We start from the raw sequence: 20,266 nt of genomic DNA on the forward strand, positions 1-20,266 counted from the left end.
AGGCTTTATGCGGCCTTCACGTACTATTTTAATTATGCAACTGTCAAACTCCCGATCTTTTCCAGATCGCTGCCGTGAAATGGATTTGTTGTTTTCATAATAAAATCTCCTTATCGATAAATTTCCCTGCGGGGATTGCAAGATGAAGTCGAATAATGATATAATTTCAATTATAGTATGATTTGCAAAAAATGCAATGCAAGAAGTAGGTGGCAGGCTTGAAAAATAAGATAAAACGATTTTCAAATGGAGATTTTCGGAAAACACAGCCGGATGTTCGGTTTTCAGAGACAAATTTGATCCTTCTGATCGGAGAGGGAGAAGTATATCAGGGGAGCTTTACGATCGAGAGTAAAAACGATGCGGTCGTGAGAGGTCTTGTGTACACTTCTTCGTTCCGGATGAAATTAAAGGAAAGCGGATTCGAGGGAAGCTCGGTAGAGATTTCTTTTACGTACGATGCGAAAGGGCTGGAGCCGGGATATGTCGAAAATGGGTATTTAACTGTTGTCTGCAACGGCGGAGAGTATCGGCTTTCCTTTACAGCGGTTATTGAGCGGCCGTATTTGATGACATCCCATGGAAAAGTGCAGAATATGAAAGATTTTAAACTCCTGGCTATGAAGGATTTTATGGAAGCGCAGCGTCTTTTCCGGTCTATGAGTTTCTATGAGATATTAAGGTATGAGAATCCAAGAGTGGTGGCTCTTTACAATAATATGAGAAAATGGTCTCTGGGCGAGCAGGCGGTAGAGGAATTCCTCGTAGGAATCAAACAGAAAGAATGTCTTTTTCTGTCGCTTTCAGAATATGGCAAAAAATTTGACTGCCCAAATGAAGCCATCCGGGAGAATATTATTATTACAAAAAATACATGGGGCTATATGCCGATTCAGGTTTTTGCGGAAGGTGGGTTTATCCAGATATCCCGAAAAGAATTTTCTACAGATGATTTTCTTGGCAACACATACGGCTTTCCGTATATTATCACACCGCATGCACTGCATGCGGGAAAGAATTTCGGAAGGATCATTTTCCGCACACCGTATGAACAGATCGTATATGAGATTGAGGCATGCCGGGAGGGGGTTCACACTCCGAAGCACGAACAGACTTTTTACCTCTCTCAGATCATCAAAGGATACTTTTCCACTATCACAGGGAAAAGCGACCTCATCAGCTGGGCGGAAGATACGGTACAGCTTGCCGGGCAGATGGAAAATTTGGGGGCAGACTCTCAGTTCTGTTCTCTGATCAAAGCCAATGCTTATCTGGAGAGCGGTCAATCGGAGCAGGCAGCGGAGATACTTGACAATTACAGTTACAGTCGGTTTGATATGGCGAGAAAACCGGAAACAAGTACCTACTATCTGTATCTGAGTGTTCTTCTGAAAAAGAATGCAGGGCAGATCGGACATGTGGCAGAAGAGCTGAGAAAAGTGTATCTGAAGCGCCCTTATATGTGGGGGGTCCTCTGCATGCTCTGTGATATTGATCCGGAATATAAAAACATCACAAGGCGGCTGGCAGCGTTGGAAAAGCACTTCTATGCCAACCGGTCGAGGAACACACTTCTTTATTTCCAGGCATTTAAGTGTTACCGAGAAAATGTTTCCTCCCTTAAAAAACTTGGCATGTTTGAAATCCGTGTGCTTGATTTTGCATCCAGATATGGACTTTTTACAAGAGAACTTGCTCTTTATACGGCTAACCTGGCGGGTCAGCAAAAGGCATATGACAGACATCTTTTCCGTTTGATGGAACGCCTTTACGATGAATACAAGGATCCGATGATCCTCACTGCTATCTGTACACTGCTTATCAAGGGCAATCAGATCAAGGAGGATTGTTTTAAGTGGTATGAGCTTGCTGTACAGCAGGAGATAAAAATCGTACAGCTTTACGAATATTATATGATGACGATCAATGAGTGGAAGATACGCGATCCGCTCCCGAAATCTGTACTCCTTTATTTCATGCATGGAAATACCCTGACTTATGAGAAGACAGCATTTCTTTACGCAAACATTATTCAATTCCAGGAAGAGAGCAGCGACATCTATACATTTTACAGGGATAAGATGGAGTCCTTTGCCTGGGATCAGCTTACGAAGAGACACATCAACGAAGCGCTCCGCATTATCTATAAACGATTCTGTACGGAGAAGGACATGACTCCGGAGAGAATAGATGCTATGAATGACATTTGCCACGCGTATGAGGTAAAGACGAATCTGCCTTTTATGAAGTCGGTAATGGTCATTGAAAAAGACGGAGACATTTATCAGAGAGTAGCTGTGGCAGATGGAAAAGCAAGAATCTTTCTCTATGACAAAGATTCCAGGATCGTGTGGGAATCTTTGAATGGTCGGCATTATACAGATTCAATCCCATATGAGACGACCAGACTTTTCTATGAGATGCGTTTTATGGAACTTTTAAAACAAAAACAGAAAGATAAGGAAAACAAAGAAGAGGTAGAGGAAAAGCCGGAGCTAACCATTTCCAATATCCGGGAATACGGACTGGAAATGTTCGATGAAGAAGATGCGTTCCGCTTTCTGACCAAAAAGATCCGTGAAGAGGGATACGATGAAGAGGAATTCCTTTTGTATCTTTGCTTTGAGATGTTCAGGAGAGGATTATATGACAAAGTAAGCCTTACATACCTTTCCATGTATTATTGCGGCGCTACAAGAGATATGAAAAAGATCTGGCACGCAGCGCGGGAACAAGAAATCGCAACCGATAAGATTGCAGAACGAATCATTACTCAGATGATCTTTTCAGAAAATCTGTTCCAGGAAGAAGAGATTTTTGCAGATTACTGCGCAGGGACAGCATATTTCAGGTTGAAGCGCGCTTACTTAGCTTATATATCCAGAGAGTATCTGCTCCGCGATCGCCTTGTGAAAGAGTGCATTTTTGATATTGTTGCAGCGGAAATAAAGAATGGAGAAGAACTTCCGGATATCTGTAAGATCGCTTATCTGAAATACTATTCAGAACATGATGCGGAAAAAGCATCGGAGGAGATGGTAAAACAGTTTCTGATAGAACTTTGTGAAAAGCAGATTGTATTTCCGTTCTATCTTAAATACAGTGAAAATCTTCTGAGAGAGGTTATGCTGTATGACAAGATCATACTGGAATACCGAGCTCACAGAGACAGCCTTGTGTTTATTGAATATCGGATATGCTATGAAAAGGCGGACAAAAGAGAGCATGTATATCAAAAAGAGATTATGCCTGCTGTGTATGAGGATATTCATGTGATGGAGTTCGTTCTCTATGAGGATGAAAAGATGGAATATCGATTCAAAGAACAGCGGGCGGATGGAAGCGTGTCCGTATCAGATTTCAAAGAATATCGTATACAAAAGGAAGTGCCGGCTTATGGAACATACGGAAGGCTTAACGATATGTCTGAACTTACAAAAGAAGCGCTTGATCAGGCTATGGCAGAGTATATGCGGGAGGAGAAGCTGGCAAGGGAGTTCTTTATGCTATATTAGAAAGGGGGAGAGACGATGGAAAGAAACGGTTATATCATTGGATATGATCTAAATGAAAAAGGGTGTCAGATCAGTTATTACGACGAAGATAAACATGAATTAAAGACACTGGAAGTGGCCGCAGACAATTATCAGATCCCCCTGATGGTGGGGCATTATAAAGAAGCCTGGATGTTTGGTCGGGAAGCACAGCGTGCTGCCATGATGGAGAAGGGATGGGTCGTCTCGGATCTGTATGGAAAAGCACTGCGGCAAGAAAAAGTAGAAAAAGACGGGACAATTTACGAAGCTTCCTGGCTTTTGCAGAAGTTTGTGGAGCTTACGCTCCAGACGTTCCGGAAAAAGAAAATCTCTTATTTGAGCTTTGCGGTACCTTGGATCGATAAAGATGTGAGGACTCTCCTGACAAAGGCCGCTGTAAATGCCGGTGTTGACAAAGATGCTGTGTATGCTATGGATTACAAGGAAAGTTTCTGTTATTACATGCTGTATCAGCCTAAGGAATTGTGGCAGTATGAGTCGGCGCTGTTTTACTGTGACAGAGATAAAATCGAGGCGTATATGCTGAAAAAGCTCAACACAGAGTATCGCAGAGAGCGGGAAAGCTTCATCAGTGTGGAAAAAGTGGCGGAAGCAGAGATGGAAGAACTAAGAGCAGTTTATCCGGTGCTGAATGTTGATAAGGCTAAAAATGCGGATGAACGTTTTAAGCATTTCATCGAAGGGGTATTTGACAAAAAGCATGTCTCCTCTGTTTATCTTACTGGGGAAGGGTTTGAAAATAACTGGTATCCGCATTCGCAGAAAGTGCTCTGCAACGGAAGAAGAGCATTCATGGGAAACAATCTTTACAGCAAAGGGGCGTGCTACTGCGGGCTGAAAAAGCAGACAGGAGACAGCGATGTTCCGACGTATCTCGATGAGACAAAGCTGACAGAACAGATTTGTCTGAAGATGAGGATTGACGGAGAAGATGTCTGGTATCCGGTAGTGGCTTTCGGTTCCCACTGGTATGAAAACGATCAGCATTGGGAAGTTCTTCTGGAAGATACGGATGACATTGAGATACATATTGAATCACTTGTTACCGGGCAGTGGAGAGTGGAGACGGTCTCTTTTGACGGGATGCCGAAGCGGAAAGAATATTCCATGAAGCTGCGAGTACAGACACAGTTTGACAATGAACGCACATGCCGCTTGATTTTCGAGGATGCGGGATTTGGAGAATTCTTTCCGGCAACGGACTTTCGGACGGAAAAAACGATATATCTGGGAGGGACAAATGGGCAGTTTAATTCTTTGTCGTAAAAAGAAGGCCGAACAGCCTTATGAGATTACGAGAATTCACAGGAAAATTTATACGATAGAAGAGTTGTGCTACTATCTTTGCAACAACCTTTATCTGATCGATTATACGATCATGAATGAGAAGATCTGCGAATGGCTGTATCTGGAACTTGATATGAAAGATCTGGCAAAAGAGCTTCTGGAACTGATGCAGCGCCATGGAACCATTGAACAGTTTGTCTTGAAGATTCTCGGATATGCCAAGATCTACACCAAACAGGAGATGGAACATATACAGAATGTGCTGGATCGTCTGAAAAACCAAAAGGAAATTGAGCGCAGGAAGTATAAAGCCGACAACCTTCTGGAGAGTGGAGAATGTGAGGCCGCTATCCTTGTTTATCTGTCAATCCTTCAGGAGAAGAGGGATGAGACGATGGAGAGGTTTTATGGAAAAGTTTACGGCTGCCTGGGAGCGGCCTACGGCAGAGAATTTCTTTATAAGGAATCTGCTGCTATGTACGAGCAGGCATATAAGATTTGTGGAGACGAAACGATGCTCCGGGCATATTTGTATGCATGTTCACGCTATATGACAGAAGAGGATTATCAGGATCTGATTTTGACAAATGAGATGTATCTGTCTGCGGCAGAAGAGATTGAAAATAAGGAAAATGAAACAGAAAGAGAGCAGAAGTCATCCGGCGACAGAACACTTTTGGAAAAATGGAAACGCCAGTACCGCAGGTATCAGTAAGAGAAAACATTGCTTTTCGCTTTTGAGTGTAGTATAGTAGGGATGCACAAAACGAGTTTAATTAAGAAAAGGAGTACGGAAACAGTGAACGACAAATATCAAAGCCCATTATCAGAAAGATATGCAAGTAAAGAAATGCAGTACATTTTTTCTCCGGATATGAAATTTCGCACATGGAGAAAACTCTGGATTGCACTGGCAGAAACAGAAAAAGAACTTGGTCTTCCGATCACAGAAGAACAGATTGAAGAGCTGAAAGCGCACGCTGATGATATCAATTATGACGTGGCAAAAGAAAGAGAGAAGATTGTACGCCATGATGTTATGTCCCATGTTTACGCTTATGGACAGCAGTGCCCGAAAGCTAAAGGAATCATTCATCTGGGAGCGACTTCCTGTTACGTGGGAGACAACACAGATATTATCGTTATGTCTGAAGCGCTGAAGCTTGTGAAAAAGAAACTGGTCAATGTTATCGCAGAACTTGCCAAATTTGCGGACACATACAAGGCGCAGCCGACACTTGCATTTACTCATTTCCAGCCGGCACAGCCAACGACAGTGGGGAAAAGAGCGACACTTTGGCTTCAGGAATTTCTGATGGATCTCGAAGATCTGGAATATGTCAGTGGAACGCTTAAGCTTCTCGGATCAAAAGGTACGACAGGAACGCAGGCAAGCTTTCTGGAACTTTTTGAGGGTGATCAGGAGACGATTGACAAGATTGATCCGATGATCGCTGAGAAGATGGGATTCAAAGCATGTTATCCGGTATCGGGACAGACATATTCGAGAAAAGTGGATACAAGAGTGCTGAATGTCCTTGCAGGAATTGCCGCCAGCGCTCATAAGATGTCCAATGACATTCGGCTCCTTCAGCATCTGAAAGAAGTAGAAGAACCGTTTGAAAAAACACAGATTGGTTCTTCGGCGATGGCTTACAAGAGAAATCCGATGAGAAGTGAACGGATTGCATCCTTATCCCGTTATGTCATGGTTGATGCACTGAACCCGGCTATCACATCCGCGACTCAGTGGTTTGAAAGAACGTTGGACGATTCCGCGAACAAGCGTCTTTCTGTCCCGGAAGGCTTCCTTGCCATCGATGGTATTCTGGATCTTTGTCTGAACGTTGTAGATGGTCTCGTTGTTTATCCGAAGGTAATTGAAAAACGTCTTATGTCTGAACTTCCGTTTATGGCTACGGAAAATATCATGATGGATGCAGTGAAGGCGGGGGGAGACAGACAGGAACTTCATGAAAGAATTCGAGAGCTTTCCATGGAAGCGGGCCGCAATGTGAAAGAAAAAGGTCTTGACAATAACCTTCTGGAGCTTATCGCTGCCGACCCTGCATTTAACCTCAGCCTGGATGAATTGAAAAAGACCATGGATCCTGCAAGATACACTGGCCGCTCCAAAGAACAGGTGGATGCATTCCTATCAAAGGTTGTAAATCCGGTTCTTGACAAGTACAAAGACACACTTGGAATGAAAGCAGAGATCAATGTATAATGCATCGCGGACGTGTCACAGAACAAATTGATAAAAAAATAGCAAATTGCATAAAAGAAAAATATGTTGCAAAGATTTGAATAAGTAAAACAGGCGCGGATGCCCGATAACAGGGCGTTTCCGGGCTTGTTTTATTTTTTACAAATATGTTACAGGATAAAATTGTGCAATTCCAACAAAATACATATGAAATTCGAAAGATTCTTGTGAAATAGATGAAAAAGTGGTATCATTAATACGTCAGGAATAAATATTCAAAACATCTATAGGAAAAGGAGGGATTGTTGTGGATACGTTAAATAATATCGTACTTACAATTCAAAATTATCTTTCAAACTACATCCTGATCGTAGCGCTTGTTTTTGGAGGCATCTGGTTCTCTATCCGAACTGGTTTTATCCAGGTTCGTGGCTTCACAGAAGGAATGAGGAGAACATTCGGCGGTCTCTTTTCTAAAAAAGGCGAAGCTGGAAAAGACGGTATGAGTTCTTTCCAGGCGCTTGCAACGGCAATCGCTGCACAGGTAGGTACAGGAAATATTGCAGGGGCTGCAACGGCGATCGCAATCGGTGGACCTGGCGCGATTTTCTGGATGTGGGTTGCTGCATTCCTTGGAATGGCAACGATCTACTGTGAAGCTATCATGGCACAGAAATACAAAAAAGTAGGTTCCGATGGAGTAGTAACCGGAGGTCCGGTATACTATATCCGTGCAGCTTTTAAAGGTACGTTCGGAAAAGTACTTGCGGCCATTTTTGCGGTGCTTCTGATCTTTGCCCTTGGATTCATGGGAAATGCAGTACAGTCTAACTCTATCGCATCTTCCTTCCACACAGCATTTGGCATTCCGCAGTGGATCACAGGTGCTGTTGTAGCTGTTGTCTGCCTGTTCATCTTCACAGGCGGTATGAAGAGAATCGCGAAGGTAACAGAATGGATGGTTCCGATCATGGCAGCATTATACATTGTTGGTTCCCTGATCATCATCATCTACAACTGGAGAAATATCCCGACAGCTTTCTATGAAATTTTCGTGGGAGCATTCGCACCGCAATCAATTGCCGGAGGAGCTGTCGGAGCAACGATCAAACTTGCCATCACAAAAGGTGTTGCAAGAGGTCTTTTCTCCAACGAAGCTGGTATGGGTTCCACTCCGCACGCACACGCAGTTGCAAAAGTAGATCATCCAGTACAACAGGGATTTGTAGCCATGACTGGTGTATTTATCGATACATTCATCGTTTTAACAATGACAGCGCTTGTTATCGTGACGACACGTGCACTTCCGGAATCATACGCTGTTGTCGATGGAGGTTACACTGGAGCCGAACTGAGCCAGTTTGCTTATTCTCTGGTGTATGGGAAATTTGGAGAGATCTTTATAGCGATCTGTATGTTCTTCTTCGCATCCTCCACGATCATTGGATGGTATTTCTTTGGCGAAGCAAACATCAAATATCTGTTTGGACCAAAAGCGGTTCCGATTTATGCAGTGCTTGTGTGCGTCTGTGTAGTGCTCGGATCACTTGCACAGGTAGACCTTGTATGGAATATGGCAGACTGCTTCAACAGTATGATGGTTGTACCGAATATTATTGCTCTGTTTGCTCTTAGCGGTATGATCAAGAAAGTTCATGATGACTACTTTAAGAACTTCCTGCCGAAGCATCCGGAGTTACAGAAAAAGAAAAGTAAGTAAGTCTAAGCAATCAGTATGACGAGGCGTGATTACTTATAGAAAAAAACTATGTGCAATTTTGATAAAAAGCTGGCAATCTATAAATAATTATGATATACTTTAAACAGATTTGTGAAGGACACATATGATTATAAAAAATGAATAGTGGGATGATTTTTCCTGCGAGAGAGTTCACTTCAAGAACCGCCGAAGATGCAAGCCTTTGTATGAAAAGGTGAAACTTTCAGGCAAAAGGATCGGGGAAAGGACCACACTCTGAATCATGTATAGTTTCATTAAATCAGAACGTACATAAGACAGAAGGGCGGCCTTGAGTTCAGCAGTTTGCGGAACCAAAGCCGCCTTTTTTACAGGAAGAGAGTATGAAGAAAGATTTTAGAATCATTACAAACAATCCGCTTGTCCTGGAAAAACTTGGGGATGAGTATCAAGTGGAATATTATGAAATTTCCTATGAAGATGTTTTGGAAAAAGTCAGAGATGAGGTGTACAAGGGGTATCGTCTCCTTACCCATCCGTTATCCGGAAGCGTAAAACCAAATGAGACGCCTTACAAATCGGTCATGGTATCGGTTTCTAAGAGCGGGGCAGATCCGGATGGAATGAAAATTATTGAAAATGCGATTGCAGCCTGCAAAAAGTTCGAGTTTAAGTCGGATAAATACAAACCGCAGGTTTATGAGGATTTCAGACTGATTGATTATACACTGATATCCAGCGCGCTCCCGTCAGCGGAAGCGTGGTAAGACAACGGCTATAAAGTACAAGGTGTACTTTGGGGCATACAATTCACATTTTAGAAGGAGGGAATTACAGTGAAATTAGAAGTGGGTCACATTTTTATTAAGGACATCCAGTTTGGTGCTGAATCCAAAATTGAAGACGGTGTTCTTTATGTATCCGAAGAAGCTGTAAAAGAAGTTGTCCTTGAGGACGAGCACATTGCAAGTGTAAAATTTGATATCGCAAGACCAGGAGAAAGTGTAAGAATCACTCCGGTTAAAGATGTTATTGAACCTCGTGTCAAAGTAGAAGGAAGAGGAGGAGTTTTCCCGGGCGTTATCTCTAAAGTTGACACAGTAGGAGAAGGAAAAACATATGCGTTAAAAGGAATGGCTGTTGTTACAGCAGGTAAGATCGTCGGATTCCAGGAAGGTATCATTGATATGACAGGTCCTGGAGCAGACTACACACCATTCTCCAAACTGAATAACCTTGTTGTTGTATGTGAACCGGTTGAAGGAATCAAACAGCACGACTATGAAAAAGCAGTTCGCTTTGCTGGTTTCCGTGTAGCTGTATATCTTGGAGAACTTGCAAGAAATCTCACACCGGATGAAACAAAAGTATACGAAACATACGGAATCAAAGAAGGAATGGAAAAACTTCCGGGACTTCCGAGAGTAGCATATGTTCAGATGCTTCAGAGTCAGGGACTTCTGCATGATACATATGTTTACGGAGTGGATGCAAAGAAAACTCTTTCTACGATCATCAATCCGACAGAAGTAATGGACGGAGCAATCGTTTCCGGTAACTGTGTATCTGCATGTGATAAGAACCCTACATATGTTCACGAAAACAATCCGGTTGTTCACGATCTGTTCGAAGAACATGGAAAGACAATCAACTTTGTATGTCAGATTCTTACAAACGAAAACGTTTATCTTGCAGATAAACAGCGCTCCTCAGACTGGACAGCAAAACTTTGCCGTCTTCTTGATCTGGATGCTGTCATCGTATCTCAGGAAGGATTCGGTAACCCGGATACAGACCTTATCATGAACTGCAAGAAGATCGAAGCAGAAGGTGTGAAGACTGTCATCATCACAGACGAATATGCAGGACGCGATGGAAAATCCCAGTCACTTGCTGACGCTGATGCAGCCGCTGACGCTGTTGTAACAGGTGGTAATGCAAACCAGGTAATCGTACTTCCGAAACTTGACAAAGTCATCGGAACACTGGATTATGTAAACACGATCGCTGGTGGTAACGAACACAGCTTACGTGAAGACGGAACGATCGAAGTAGAAATCCAGGCAATTACAGGTGCAACAAACGAAACAGGATTTGGTTACTTAAGCGCCAGATAGTGAAGGAGGAAGAAAAGGATGTTAAAAGTAGTTCATTATATCAATCAGTTCTTCGCTAATATTGGTGGAGAAGAAAAAGCTGATTACCCGGTAGAAGTTCGCGAAGGCGAAGTTGTCGGACCAGGTATGGCATTTAAACAGGCATTCGGAGAAGAAGCAGAAATCGTTGCAACAATCATCTGCGGTGACTCTTATTTCAACGAAAACCTTGACAAAGCAAAAGCTGAAATTCTTGAAGTTGTAAAGAAATACAGCCCGGACGTATTCGTAGCTGGACCGGCATTCAACGCTGGACGTTACGGAGTGGCATGTGGAACAATCTGCGACGCAGTTCAGGAAGAACTTGGTATTCCGGCTGTTACAGGTATGTATACAGAAAACCCAGGTGCAGACATGTTCAAGAACAAAGTCTACACAGTATCTACAAAGAACTCTGCAGCAGGTATGAGAGGCGCGGTTTCCAAGATGGCTCCATTAGCTCTCAAACTTGCTAAGAAAGAAGCAATCGGCGCTTCCTGCCAGGAAGGATATATGCCGAATGGTGTTCGTGTGAACTTCTTCGAAGAAGAAAGAGGATCCAAACGTGCTGTTAAGATGCTTCTTAAGAAATTAGCAGACAAGCCGTTCGAGACAGAGTACCCGATGCCGACATTCGACAGAGTTGCTCCGAACCCGGCTGTAAAAGATCTCTCCAAAGCTACGATCGCTCTTGTTACATCTGGCGGTATCGTACCGAAAGGAAATCCGGACCACATCGAAAGCTCCAACGCTTCCAAATACGGCGAATACAGCATCGCTGGTGTGGATGATCTTACAGAAGAAACATTTGAAACAGCTCACGGTGGATATGACCCGGTATATGCAAACGAAGATGCAGACCGCGTACTTCCGGTAGACGTTCTCCGTGAAATGGAAAAAGAAGGAAAGATCGGAAAACTGTATGACAAATTCTATACAACAGTAGGTAACGGAACAGCCGTTGCTTCTGCGAAAGCATTTGCTGAAGAATTTGCTCCGAAGATGAAAGCAGACGGAGTAGATGCAGTTATCTTAACCTCTACATGAGGTACCTGTACGCGTTGCGGTGCAACGCTCGTTAAAGGTATCGAAGCAGCTGGACTTCCGGTTGTTCATATCTGTACTGTAACACCAATCTCCATGACAGTTGGTGCCAACAGAATCGTACCGGCTATTGCCATCCCTCATCCGCTTGGTAATCCGGCACTTACAAAAGAAGAAGAATACGAGCTTCGTAAAGGCATCGTAGAAAAAGCACTGAATGCTTTGACTACAGAAGTAGAAGATCAGACAATCTTCGATAACTAAGCCAAAGAGGACTCTTTTCTGACGTCATGTGGAAATAGGCATACAGGCGGAACCCCTGCCTGTATGCTGAAGATAAAGACTAAAAAGAAAGAAGGAGTAAAGCGTTATGAGCAAAATTTATGACGTAATTATCCTGGGAGCAGGACCGGCAGGTTTGGCTGCAGGACTGTATGCAGGAAGAAGCCGTCTGTCTACCCTCATCATCGAAAAAGGTAAAGACGGCGGACAGATTGCAATCACGGATGAAATCGAAAACTATCCGGGACAGATTGTAGAAGGTGAAAGCGGACCTTCTTTAATTGCGAGAATGACAGAACAGGTTGAAAAATTCGGAGCTGAAAGAGTGACAGATGTAATCAATTCTGTTGAGCTGGAAGGCGAAGTAAAGAAACTGAAAAGTGCCAAGGCAGAATATCTTGGAAAGACAGTTATTATCGCAACAGGTGCTTTTGCACGTCCGATTGGATGTAAAGGCGAAAAAGAATTTATGGGCAAAGGTGTTTCCTATTGCGCAACATGCGATGCAAACTTCTTTGAAGACTTCGAAGTGTTTGTAGTCGGCGGCGGAGATTCTGCTGTTGAGGAAGCTATGTATCTGACAAAATTCGCAAGAAAAGTCACAATTATCCACAGACGTGACGAACTTCGTGCAGCGAAGTCCATTCAGGAAAAAGCGTTTAAAAATGACAAACTCCATTTCTTATGGGATACAGTAGTAGAAGAACTCGACGGAGACGGAATTCTTTCTTCCATGGTTGTTAAGAACGTGAAGACAGGCGAACTTACAACGATTGAAGCTGACGAAGAAGACGGAATGTTCGGTGTGTTTGGATTTATCGGAACAATCCCGAATTCCAAAATTTTCGAAGGAATCATCGACATGGATGAAAGAGGATATATCAAAGGCGATGAAAATATGCACACAAACATCCCAGGTGTATTTGTTGCCGGAGATGTACGTATCAAGAGCTTACGCCAGGTTGTAACAGCAGCTGCAGACGGAGCGATCGCTGCTACACAGGCAGAAAAATATATTAACGAATAATCTTTTATAAGGAGGAGTTTTTAACAATGTTAGAAGTAGATAAGAATACATTTGGACCAGAAGTTCTGGAAGCTGAAGGATATGTTTTAGTTGACTTTTTCGGAGACGGATGCGTTCCGTGTCAGGCTCTGATGCCGCACATTCATGCATACGCTGAAAAATACGGCGATAAGATCAAATTCACATCCTTAAACACAACAAAAGCACGTCGTCTTGCTATCGGACAGAAGATCTTAGGTCTTCCGGTTATCGCTATCTACAAAGGCGGCGAAAAGGTAGAAGAACTGGTTAAAGAAGACGCTACTCCGGAAGCAGTAGAAGAAATGATCAAAAAATACTACGCTTAAGGAAAAGCATAACAATGCGTAATTGCCCTATGGGCTTTACGGAGGGCATGCCAGTGTCCTCGGATAAAAGTATCTGAAAACATATATTATTAAAATGAAGGGAAGGAGGAAAAACATCATGGCAATTTTAGAAGGTAAAAAAGTCATTATTATTGGCGACCGTGATGGTGTTCCGGGACCGGCTATCGCAGAATGCGTAAAGACAGCCGGAGGAGAAATTGTTTTTTCTTCAACAGAATGTTTCGTCTGAACGAGCGCAGGCGCAATGGATCTTGAGAATCAGAAGAGGGTTAAAGAATTCGCAGATGAATTCGGCGCAGAAAACCTTGTAGTAGTACTTGGTGCTGCTGAAGGTGAAGCTGCTGGTCTTGCAGCTGAAACTGTAACAGCAGGTGACCCGACATTCGCAGGTCCATTGACAGGGGTCCAGCTTGGACTCACGACATATCACGTATGTGAACCAGAATTAAAAGCAGAGTTTGATGAAGCTGTTTATGATGAACAGGTAGGAATGATGGAAATGGTACTGGACGTTGATGATATCGTCAGCGAAATGTCCGCTATCCGTGACGAATTCTGCAAATACTTATAAGAAGAATCTGAAGATTTCGGATTCCATGAGGCGGTGGGCGGAATGAGTCCGCCGCCTTTTATCTTCAAAGAAAGGGTGGACACTAACAATGAACAGTGTAATCAAAGGAGCAAGCTATGTATTAGTACATACTCCTGAAATGGTAGTATACAACGGAACAACACAGACAACAGAAAGAGTTGTTAATCCGGAATCAGAATATTTGAAAGAATTAAGAGGCCATCTTCGCTCTTATGAAGATTGCGTAAATTATTGGCCGAACCAGGTATACATCGGAAATGCCCATCCGGATGAACTGGCACAGGTAGAATTCCCTTATTTTGATAAGAAAAAAGAAGGAGCAGAAAGATACGGAAAATACGGCGAAATTATGCCTGAAGAAGAATTCCTTCTTTTAGTTCAGGCTTGCGACATGTTCGAAGTTGTAAAACTGGACAAGAATTTCGTAAGTGCACATAAAGATGCATTTGCTGCAGATCCGATCATCACGGAAGATATCGTCTCCAAGATTGAAGAAGGATATGAACTTGATGAAATTAAGCATTTTATCGAAAATGAACATGCAGAAGGATTATATCACAACAATGAGCTTGTTGGATGTGTGAGAACAGCTCATGATATCGACGTAAACCTTTCCGCTCATGTAATGCATGAAAACCTGATGAGCAAAGCTTCCAGCGTACTTGCTCTTTTATATGCCGTAAGAAATGCAGGTATCAATAAAGAAGACGTAGAATACGTAATCGACTGTGCAGAAGAAGCATGTGGAGATATGAACCAGAGAGGTGGCGGTAACTTCGCAAAAGCTGCCGCAGAAGTAGCTGGACTCGTGTCTGCTACAGGTTCTGACTCCAGAGGATTCTGTGCCGGACCTACACACGCTCTGATCGAAGCAGCTGCACTCGTAAAATCTGGTGCTTACAAGACAGTTGTCGTAACTGCTGGAGGATGTACAGCAAAATTAGGTATGAACGGTAAAGACCACGTAAAGAAAGGCCTTCCGATCCTGGAAGACTGCCTTGGTGGATTCGCAGTAGTTATCTCTGAAAATGACGGAGTAAACCCGGAAATCAACCTGGATGTACTTGGACGTCATACAGTAGGTACAGGATCTGCTCCGCAGGCTGTAATCGGAAGTCTTGTTACAGATCCTCTTGACAGAGTAGGCTGGAAAGTAACAGATATCGATAAATTCTCACCGGAAATGCAGAATCCGGATATCACAAAACCGGCTGGAGCAGGAGATGTTCCGCTTGCTAACTACAAGATGATCGGTGCTCTCGCAGTAAAACGCGGTGATATCGACAGAAAAGAACTCCCGGATTTCATTCAGAAACACGGACTTACAGGATGGGCTCCGACACAGGGACATATTCCTTCAGGTGTTCCGTACATCGGAGTTGCACGTGAAGATATCCTGGCTGGAAACATTAAGAAAGCAATGATCATCGGTAAAGGAAGTCTCTTCCTTGGACGTATGACAAACCTGTTCGATGGTGTATCTTTTGTGATCCAGGCAAACGAAGGAAACGATGCTGCCGGAACAGTATCTGAAGAAGAAGTAAAAGGCCTGATCGCAAAAGCAATGAAAGAATTCGCTGAAACTCTGATGGCAGAATAGTGAGGTGGAGAAAATGGCAAGTAGTATCGAAAAAATGATTGCCTCTACCTTCATGGAAATGGCGCAGGGTCTGGAAAGCGGACAGTATGGAAAGCGCCCGAAGATCGCTCTTACCGGAATGGGAAGCGAACATGGCGAAGAAAATTCCATGCAGGCAGCGGTAATGGCTGCAAAACAGGGTGTTGATGTATACTACATCGGTACACTGGAAGCAGAAGGAGTAACAACGATCAAAGTGGCTGACGATGAAGAAGGCCATAAAAAGATGGAAGACATGCTGAAAAATAAGGAAGTAGACGGAGCTGTAACAATGCATTTCCCATTCCCGATCGGCGTGTCAACAGTAGGACGCGTTGTTACACCAGCAAGGGGCAAAGAAATGTTCATCGCAAATACGACTGGTACATCCAGTACAGATCGTATCGAAGGAATGATCAAAAATGCTGTTTACGGGGTAATCACAGCAAAGGCATGCGGAATCAAAAAACCTACAGTAGGTATTTTGAATGTGGATGGTGCCCGTCAGACAGAAAAAGCCCTGAAAGAACTGAAAGAAAAAGGTTATGATATTGAATTCGCTGAATCCGGACGTGCGGACGGCGGATGTGTAATGCGTGGAAATGATGTGCTTCAGGCATCTCCGGATATCCTTGTAACGGATTCCCTGACAGGAAACATTCTTGTAAAGATGCTTTCTTCTTTCAACACTGGAGGAAGTTTTGAAGCAACAGGTTACGGATACGGACCTGGAATCGGCGAAGGCTACGAAGAATTAGTTATGATCGTCTCCCGTGCTTCCGGAGCACCGGTCATAGCAAATGCAATTTGCTATGCTGCAGAACTTGTTCGCAACAAGGTGTTTGAAGTGGCAAAAGCAGAATTCGCAGAAGTAAAGAAAGCTGGATTCAGTGAAGTTCTGGCTGCATATAAGACGGTTGCAAAACCGGCTGCAGCTGAAGAAGAAGTAAAAGAACCTCCAAAGGAAATCGTGACAGCACAGATTGCAGGTATCGAAGTTATGGATCTTGATGATGCGGTACGTGTACTTTGGAAGATCAATATCTATGCTGAAAGCGGAATGGGATGTACAGGACCGATCATTCGTGTATCTGAAGCAAACCTTTCCAAAGCAGAAGAAGAATTAAAGAAAGCTGGATATATCAACTAATCCGCAAGAGGATTAAGAGAAGATCCACAATCTCCCCGGCACAGGAATACACCTGGCCGGGGAGATTGCGTTTTTGGAATTATACTTTTGTATGAAGCAGCGAGACTGCTTCAAAGAAGATTGAACAAGTGGGTTGATTTTTTGCGGAAGAAATAGTATGATGTCTCATGGAAATATGATATACTAGGAAAAGGTATGAGAGGGATGGACTATAAATTGCTGATGGATACGGCCATGCTGGCCGGAAAACTGATGCTTCAAAGTGGGGCGGAGACATATCGCGTGGAGGATACTATGCACCATATTCTGAAGACATCCAACCTGGAAAAGACAGAGATACTTGTCATTATGACAGGGATCAGCGCATCAATCAGTGGGGAAGATGTGGCCCCGATCAGTATGGCGCAGCGTGTGGACACAAGAAGTACAAATCTCAGCGTGATCGAGCAGATCAATCACATTTCAAGAAGATACTGTGCTGGGGAGCTTTCTCTGGACGAGGCATATTGTCTTTTAAACGATGTGAAGTCGGTTACATACCCAAGGTGGGTTTCGATCCTTGCTCCCACGGGAGTAGCGATTGGATTTACTGTCTTTTTTGACGGCACATACTATGATGTGCTGGCTACTATTATTGTAGGAATTTTTCTTTCCGGGATTATGCTGGCCGGGAAAGGAGCCGGAATACCGGATTTGATTCTTGACATTTTAAATGCCGTCAGTGTGGGGATTGCGGCTCTCGTGATGAAACGCATTATGGGGGATGTAATGAATCTGGATACCGTCATTATCGGTTCTATCATGCCCCTTGTGCCTGGCGTAGCTATTACAAATGCGGTAAGAGATACCTTCCAGGGAGATTATATATCGGGATGTGCCAGACTTTTGGAAGCATTTCTGAAGGCGGCCTTTGTTGCCCTGGGAATTGGGATTGCCTTGTCTGTTTTTGGAGAATTCATAACAGGAGGAATCGTATGACGGAAGTATTTATAAAAACGATCGGTGTTTTCGTAGCCGTGTATTCATATGCTATTATGATTAATTCGCCCACAAAATATCTCATCTGGGCCGGAGTATCCGGCGCTGTATCTGGATTTGTATATTTTATCTGCACGGCTGGCCAGATAGACGTTGTAATTGCCACATTTTGGTCCGCACTTACAGCAGGTTTGATCTCCCATATTTTCGCCAGGATCTTGAAGACGCCGGTAACAATGTTTTTGATCGGTGGGATACTTCCTACTGTACCAGGCAACGGGATCTATCAGATCATGCACCATATACTGGAAAATGACAGGGCGATGGCAAGCTATTATTTGGCTCAGACGCTTGAAATCGCAGGTGCGATCGCACTTGCTGTTTTTCTGATGGATACATTTTTCAGAATATTCCGCAGGGGAGACTGGAAGCAGGATTCCCTTAGATATATACGAAAAGGAGAAAGGAAGAAGTAAGCTATGGGTGTAAGCATCATTTTTGGTATTTTGTCCATTGTAGTTTTTACAGTTGCCACGGTCATGCTGATAAACGGAAAAGCATTGGATCTGGTACCCGGATACAGTGAGATGAGCAAAAAAGAAAAAGAAAACCTGGACAAAAAGAAATTTGGGAGAAAGCTCGGCATTCCGATGGCTGTCGTAGACATTGTTATGATCGTACTGCTTAGCATTTCCTTTTTTTCAGATTCTGAGACTCTCAAATCATATGCTGGATACGGCATGTTAGTCGTGCTGTTTGTAAGTCTGATCATAAGAGATTTTACAAAATTTACGGATAATGGAAAGAGACGCTAAACAGCGGTTATGATAAAAAAATATAGAAACAGGAGAAAAGAGATATGAGTAAAGTGAGAACAAGATTTGCACCAAGTCCGACAGGAAGAATGCATGTCGGAAATTTGAGAACAGCACTGTATGCGTATCTGATAGCGAAACACGAAGACGGAGATTTCATGCTTCGTATTGAAGATACAGATCAGGAACGTTTTGTGGAGGGCGCTCTGGAGATTATCTACCGCACGCTGGAAAAGACAGGCCTTATCCACGACGAAGGGCCGGACAAGGACGGCGGTTACGGGCCATATGTGCAGAGCGAGCGAAATAAGAGTGGCCTGTATCTGAAATACGCAAAACAGCTTATCGAGCAAGGCGACGCATACTATTGCTTCTGTGACAAGGAACGCTTGGATTCCTTAAAAACATCTGTGTCAGAAAGTGGAACGGAGATCCGTGTATACGATAAACATTGCCTGCATCTTAGCAAAGAAGAAGTGGAAGCGAATCTGGCAGCCGGCAAACCGTATGTCATCCGCATCAACATGCCGACAGAAGGCACGACAACATTCCACGATGATATCTATGGAGATATCACTGTAGATAATGCAGAGTTGGATGATATGATCCTCATCAAATCCGACGGATATCCGACATACAATTTTGCGAATGTCGTAGACGACCATCTGATGAATATCACACATGTCGTAAGAGGAAATGAATATCTTTCTTCTGCGCCAAAGTACAATCGCCTGTATGAAGCATTTGGATGGGAGCCTCCGGTGTATGTGCACTGTCCGCTCATTACAGATGAAAATCACAAAAAGCTCAGCAAACGCTGCGGCCATTCTTCATATGAGGATCTGCTGGAACAGGGTTTTATTTCCGAGGCTATCGTTAATTATGTGGCGCTTCTTGGATGGTGTCCATCTGATAACCAGGAAATTTTCAGCCTGGAGGAGCTTGTAAAGGCTTTCGATTATCATCATATGAGCAAATCCCCGGCGGTATTTGATGTTCAGAAACTGAAATGGATGAACGGGGAATATATGAAGATGATGGAGTTCGACCGTTTCTTTGAGATGGCTGAGCCATATATCCGCGAAGTAGTGACAAAAGACTATGATCTGAAGAAAATTGCTGCTCTCGTAAAGACGAGGATAGAAGTGTTCCCTGATATCAGAGAACAGATTGATTTCTTTGAGGAACTTCCAGAATACGATACAGCCATGTACACTCATAAAAAGATGAAAACGACAGAGGAGACATCACTTGAAGTATTAAAAGAACTGCTCCCAATACTGGAAAAGCAGGAAGATTACAGCAATGATGCGCTGTTTGCCGTGCTGAAAGACTATGTGGCGGACAAAGGATGCAAAAATGGATATGTGATGTGGCCGGTTCGTACTGCGGTGTCCGGAAAGCAAAATACACCGGGAGGAGCCACAGAAATCATGGAAATCATCGGAAAAGAAGAATCTCTAAGAAGAATCCGAAAGGGAATCGAATTGTTGGAGAAATAATAT

Annotated in this window: 17 protein-coding genes and 1 riboswitch; all 17 genes read left to right on the plus strand. The window is 43.4% G+C overall.

The features are described from left to right. Window positions 1-209 precede the first annotated feature (209 nt). The 17 genes from ACLROL_RS09595 (at window position 210) to gltX (ending at window position 20,263) form a co-directional block, all read left to right on the plus strand. Window positions 210-3,515 (plus strand): DUF5717 family protein, encoded by a 3,306-nt coding sequence (locus ACLROL_RS09595; protein ID WP_413067745.1) that lies wholly within the window; start codon window positions 210-212, stop codon window positions 3,513-3,515. Window positions 3,516-3,530: 15 nt separating this feature from the next. Further along, window positions 3,531-4,823, plus strand: coding sequence for a DUF5716 family protein (locus ACLROL_RS09600; protein ID WP_221920095.1), 1,293 nt, complete (start codon window positions 3,531-3,533; stop codon window positions 4,821-4,823). Next, window positions 4,798-5,559: a hypothetical protein gene (locus tag ACLROL_RS09605; protein WP_087202475.1), complete on the plus strand. Its 762-nt coding sequence runs from the start codon at window positions 4,798-4,800 to the stop codon at window positions 5,557-5,559. The genes ACLROL_RS09600 and ACLROL_RS09605 overlap by 26 nt, the downstream gene beginning before the upstream one ends. Before the next feature lie 84 nt (window positions 5,560-5,643). Then, a complete protein-coding gene (gene purB, locus ACLROL_RS09610) occupies window positions 5,644-7,074 on the plus strand; it encodes an adenylosuccinate lyase (protein ID WP_330620601.1) in 1,431 nt (476 codons plus the stop codon). A gap of 286 nt (window positions 7,075-7,360) precedes the next feature. Next, window positions 7,361-8,773 (plus strand): alanine/glycine:cation symporter family protein, encoded by a 1,413-nt coding sequence (locus tag ACLROL_RS09615; RefSeq protein WP_087202473.1) that lies wholly within the window; start codon window positions 7,361-7,363, stop codon window positions 8,771-8,773. 150 nt (window positions 8,774-8,923) lie between these two features. Then, a riboswitch (glycine riboswitch) is annotated at window positions 8,924-9,022 on the plus strand. A gap of 113 nt (window positions 9,023-9,135) precedes the next feature. After that, window positions 9,136-9,519, plus strand: coding sequence for a GrdX family protein (locus ACLROL_RS09620; protein ID WP_087202471.1), 384 nt, complete (start codon window positions 9,136-9,138; stop codon window positions 9,517-9,519). Window positions 9,520-9,588: 69 nt separating this feature from the next. Continuing rightward, window positions 9,589-10,869 (plus strand): glycine/sarcosine/betaine reductase component B subunit, encoded by a 1,281-nt coding sequence (locus ACLROL_RS09625; RefSeq protein WP_162607730.1) that lies wholly within the window; start codon window positions 9,589-9,591, stop codon window positions 10,867-10,869. 18 nt (window positions 10,870-10,887) lie between these two features. Further along, the gene (grdB, locus tag ACLROL_RS09630; protein ID WP_087202469.1) at window positions 10,888-12,195 is read left to right on the plus strand and encodes a glycine reductase complex selenoprotein B; all 1,308 of its coding nucleotides are present in this window, start codon (window positions 10,888-10,890) and stop codon (window positions 12,193-12,195) included. A 106-nt stretch (window positions 12,196-12,301) separates the two neighbouring features. After that, window positions 12,302-13,240 (plus strand): thioredoxin-disulfide reductase, encoded by a 939-nt coding sequence (trxB, locus tag ACLROL_RS09635; protein WP_087202467.1) that lies wholly within the window; start codon window positions 12,302-12,304, stop codon window positions 13,238-13,240. A gap of 26 nt (window positions 13,241-13,266) precedes the next feature. Next, the gene (gene trxA, locus ACLROL_RS09640) at window positions 13,267-13,587 is read left to right on the plus strand and encodes a thioredoxin TrxA (protein WP_087202465.1); all 321 of its coding nucleotides are present in this window, start codon (window positions 13,267-13,269) and stop codon (window positions 13,585-13,587) included. 118 nt (window positions 13,588-13,705) lie between these two features. Continuing rightward, entirely contained in the window at window positions 13,706-14,179 is a 474-nt protein-coding gene (gene grdA / locus ACLROL_RS09645; RefSeq protein ID WP_087202464.1) for a glycine/sarcosine/betaine reductase complex selenoprotein A, read from the plus strand. Between the two features lie 88 nt (window positions 14,180-14,267). Further along, window positions 14,268-15,800, plus strand: coding sequence for a glycine/sarcosine/betaine reductase complex component C subunit beta (gene grdC / locus ACLROL_RS09650; protein WP_087202462.1), 1,533 nt, complete (start codon window positions 14,268-14,270; stop codon window positions 15,798-15,800). Between the two features lie 13 nt (window positions 15,801-15,813). Beyond that, complete coding sequence (gene grdD, locus ACLROL_RS09655) at window positions 15,814-16,968, plus strand: glycine/sarcosine/betaine reductase complex component C subunit alpha (protein WP_087202460.1); 1,155 nt, start codon at window positions 15,814-15,816, stop codon at window positions 16,966-16,968. A 204-nt stretch (window positions 16,969-17,172) separates the two neighbouring features. Beyond that, entirely contained in the window at window positions 17,173-17,946 is a 774-nt protein-coding gene (locus ACLROL_RS09660) for a threonine/serine exporter family protein (protein WP_087202558.1), read from the plus strand. Next, window positions 17,943-18,422, plus strand: coding sequence for a threonine/serine exporter family protein (locus ACLROL_RS09665; protein WP_087202459.1), 480 nt, complete (start codon window positions 17,943-17,945; stop codon window positions 18,420-18,422). The genes ACLROL_RS09660 and ACLROL_RS09665 overlap by 4 nt, the downstream gene beginning before the upstream one ends. Window positions 18,423-18,425: 3 nt before the next feature. After that, window positions 18,426-18,761: a DUF3784 domain-containing protein gene (locus ACLROL_RS09670; protein WP_087202457.1), complete on the plus strand. Its 336-nt coding sequence runs from the start codon at window positions 18,426-18,428 to the stop codon at window positions 18,759-18,761. Window positions 18,762-18,805: 44 nt separating this feature from the next. Beyond that, window positions 18,806-20,263: a glutamate--tRNA ligase gene (gene gltX, locus ACLROL_RS09675; RefSeq protein ID WP_087202455.1), complete on the plus strand. Its 1,458-nt coding sequence runs from the start codon at window positions 18,806-18,808 to the stop codon at window positions 20,261-20,263. Window positions 20,264-20,266 lie beyond the last annotated feature (3 nt).

It is taken from the genome of Sellimonas sp. (assembly GCF_047234585.1).
Classification (GTDB): domain Bacteria; phylum Bacillota; class Clostridia; order Lachnospirales; family Lachnospiraceae; genus Sellimonas; species Sellimonas caecigallum.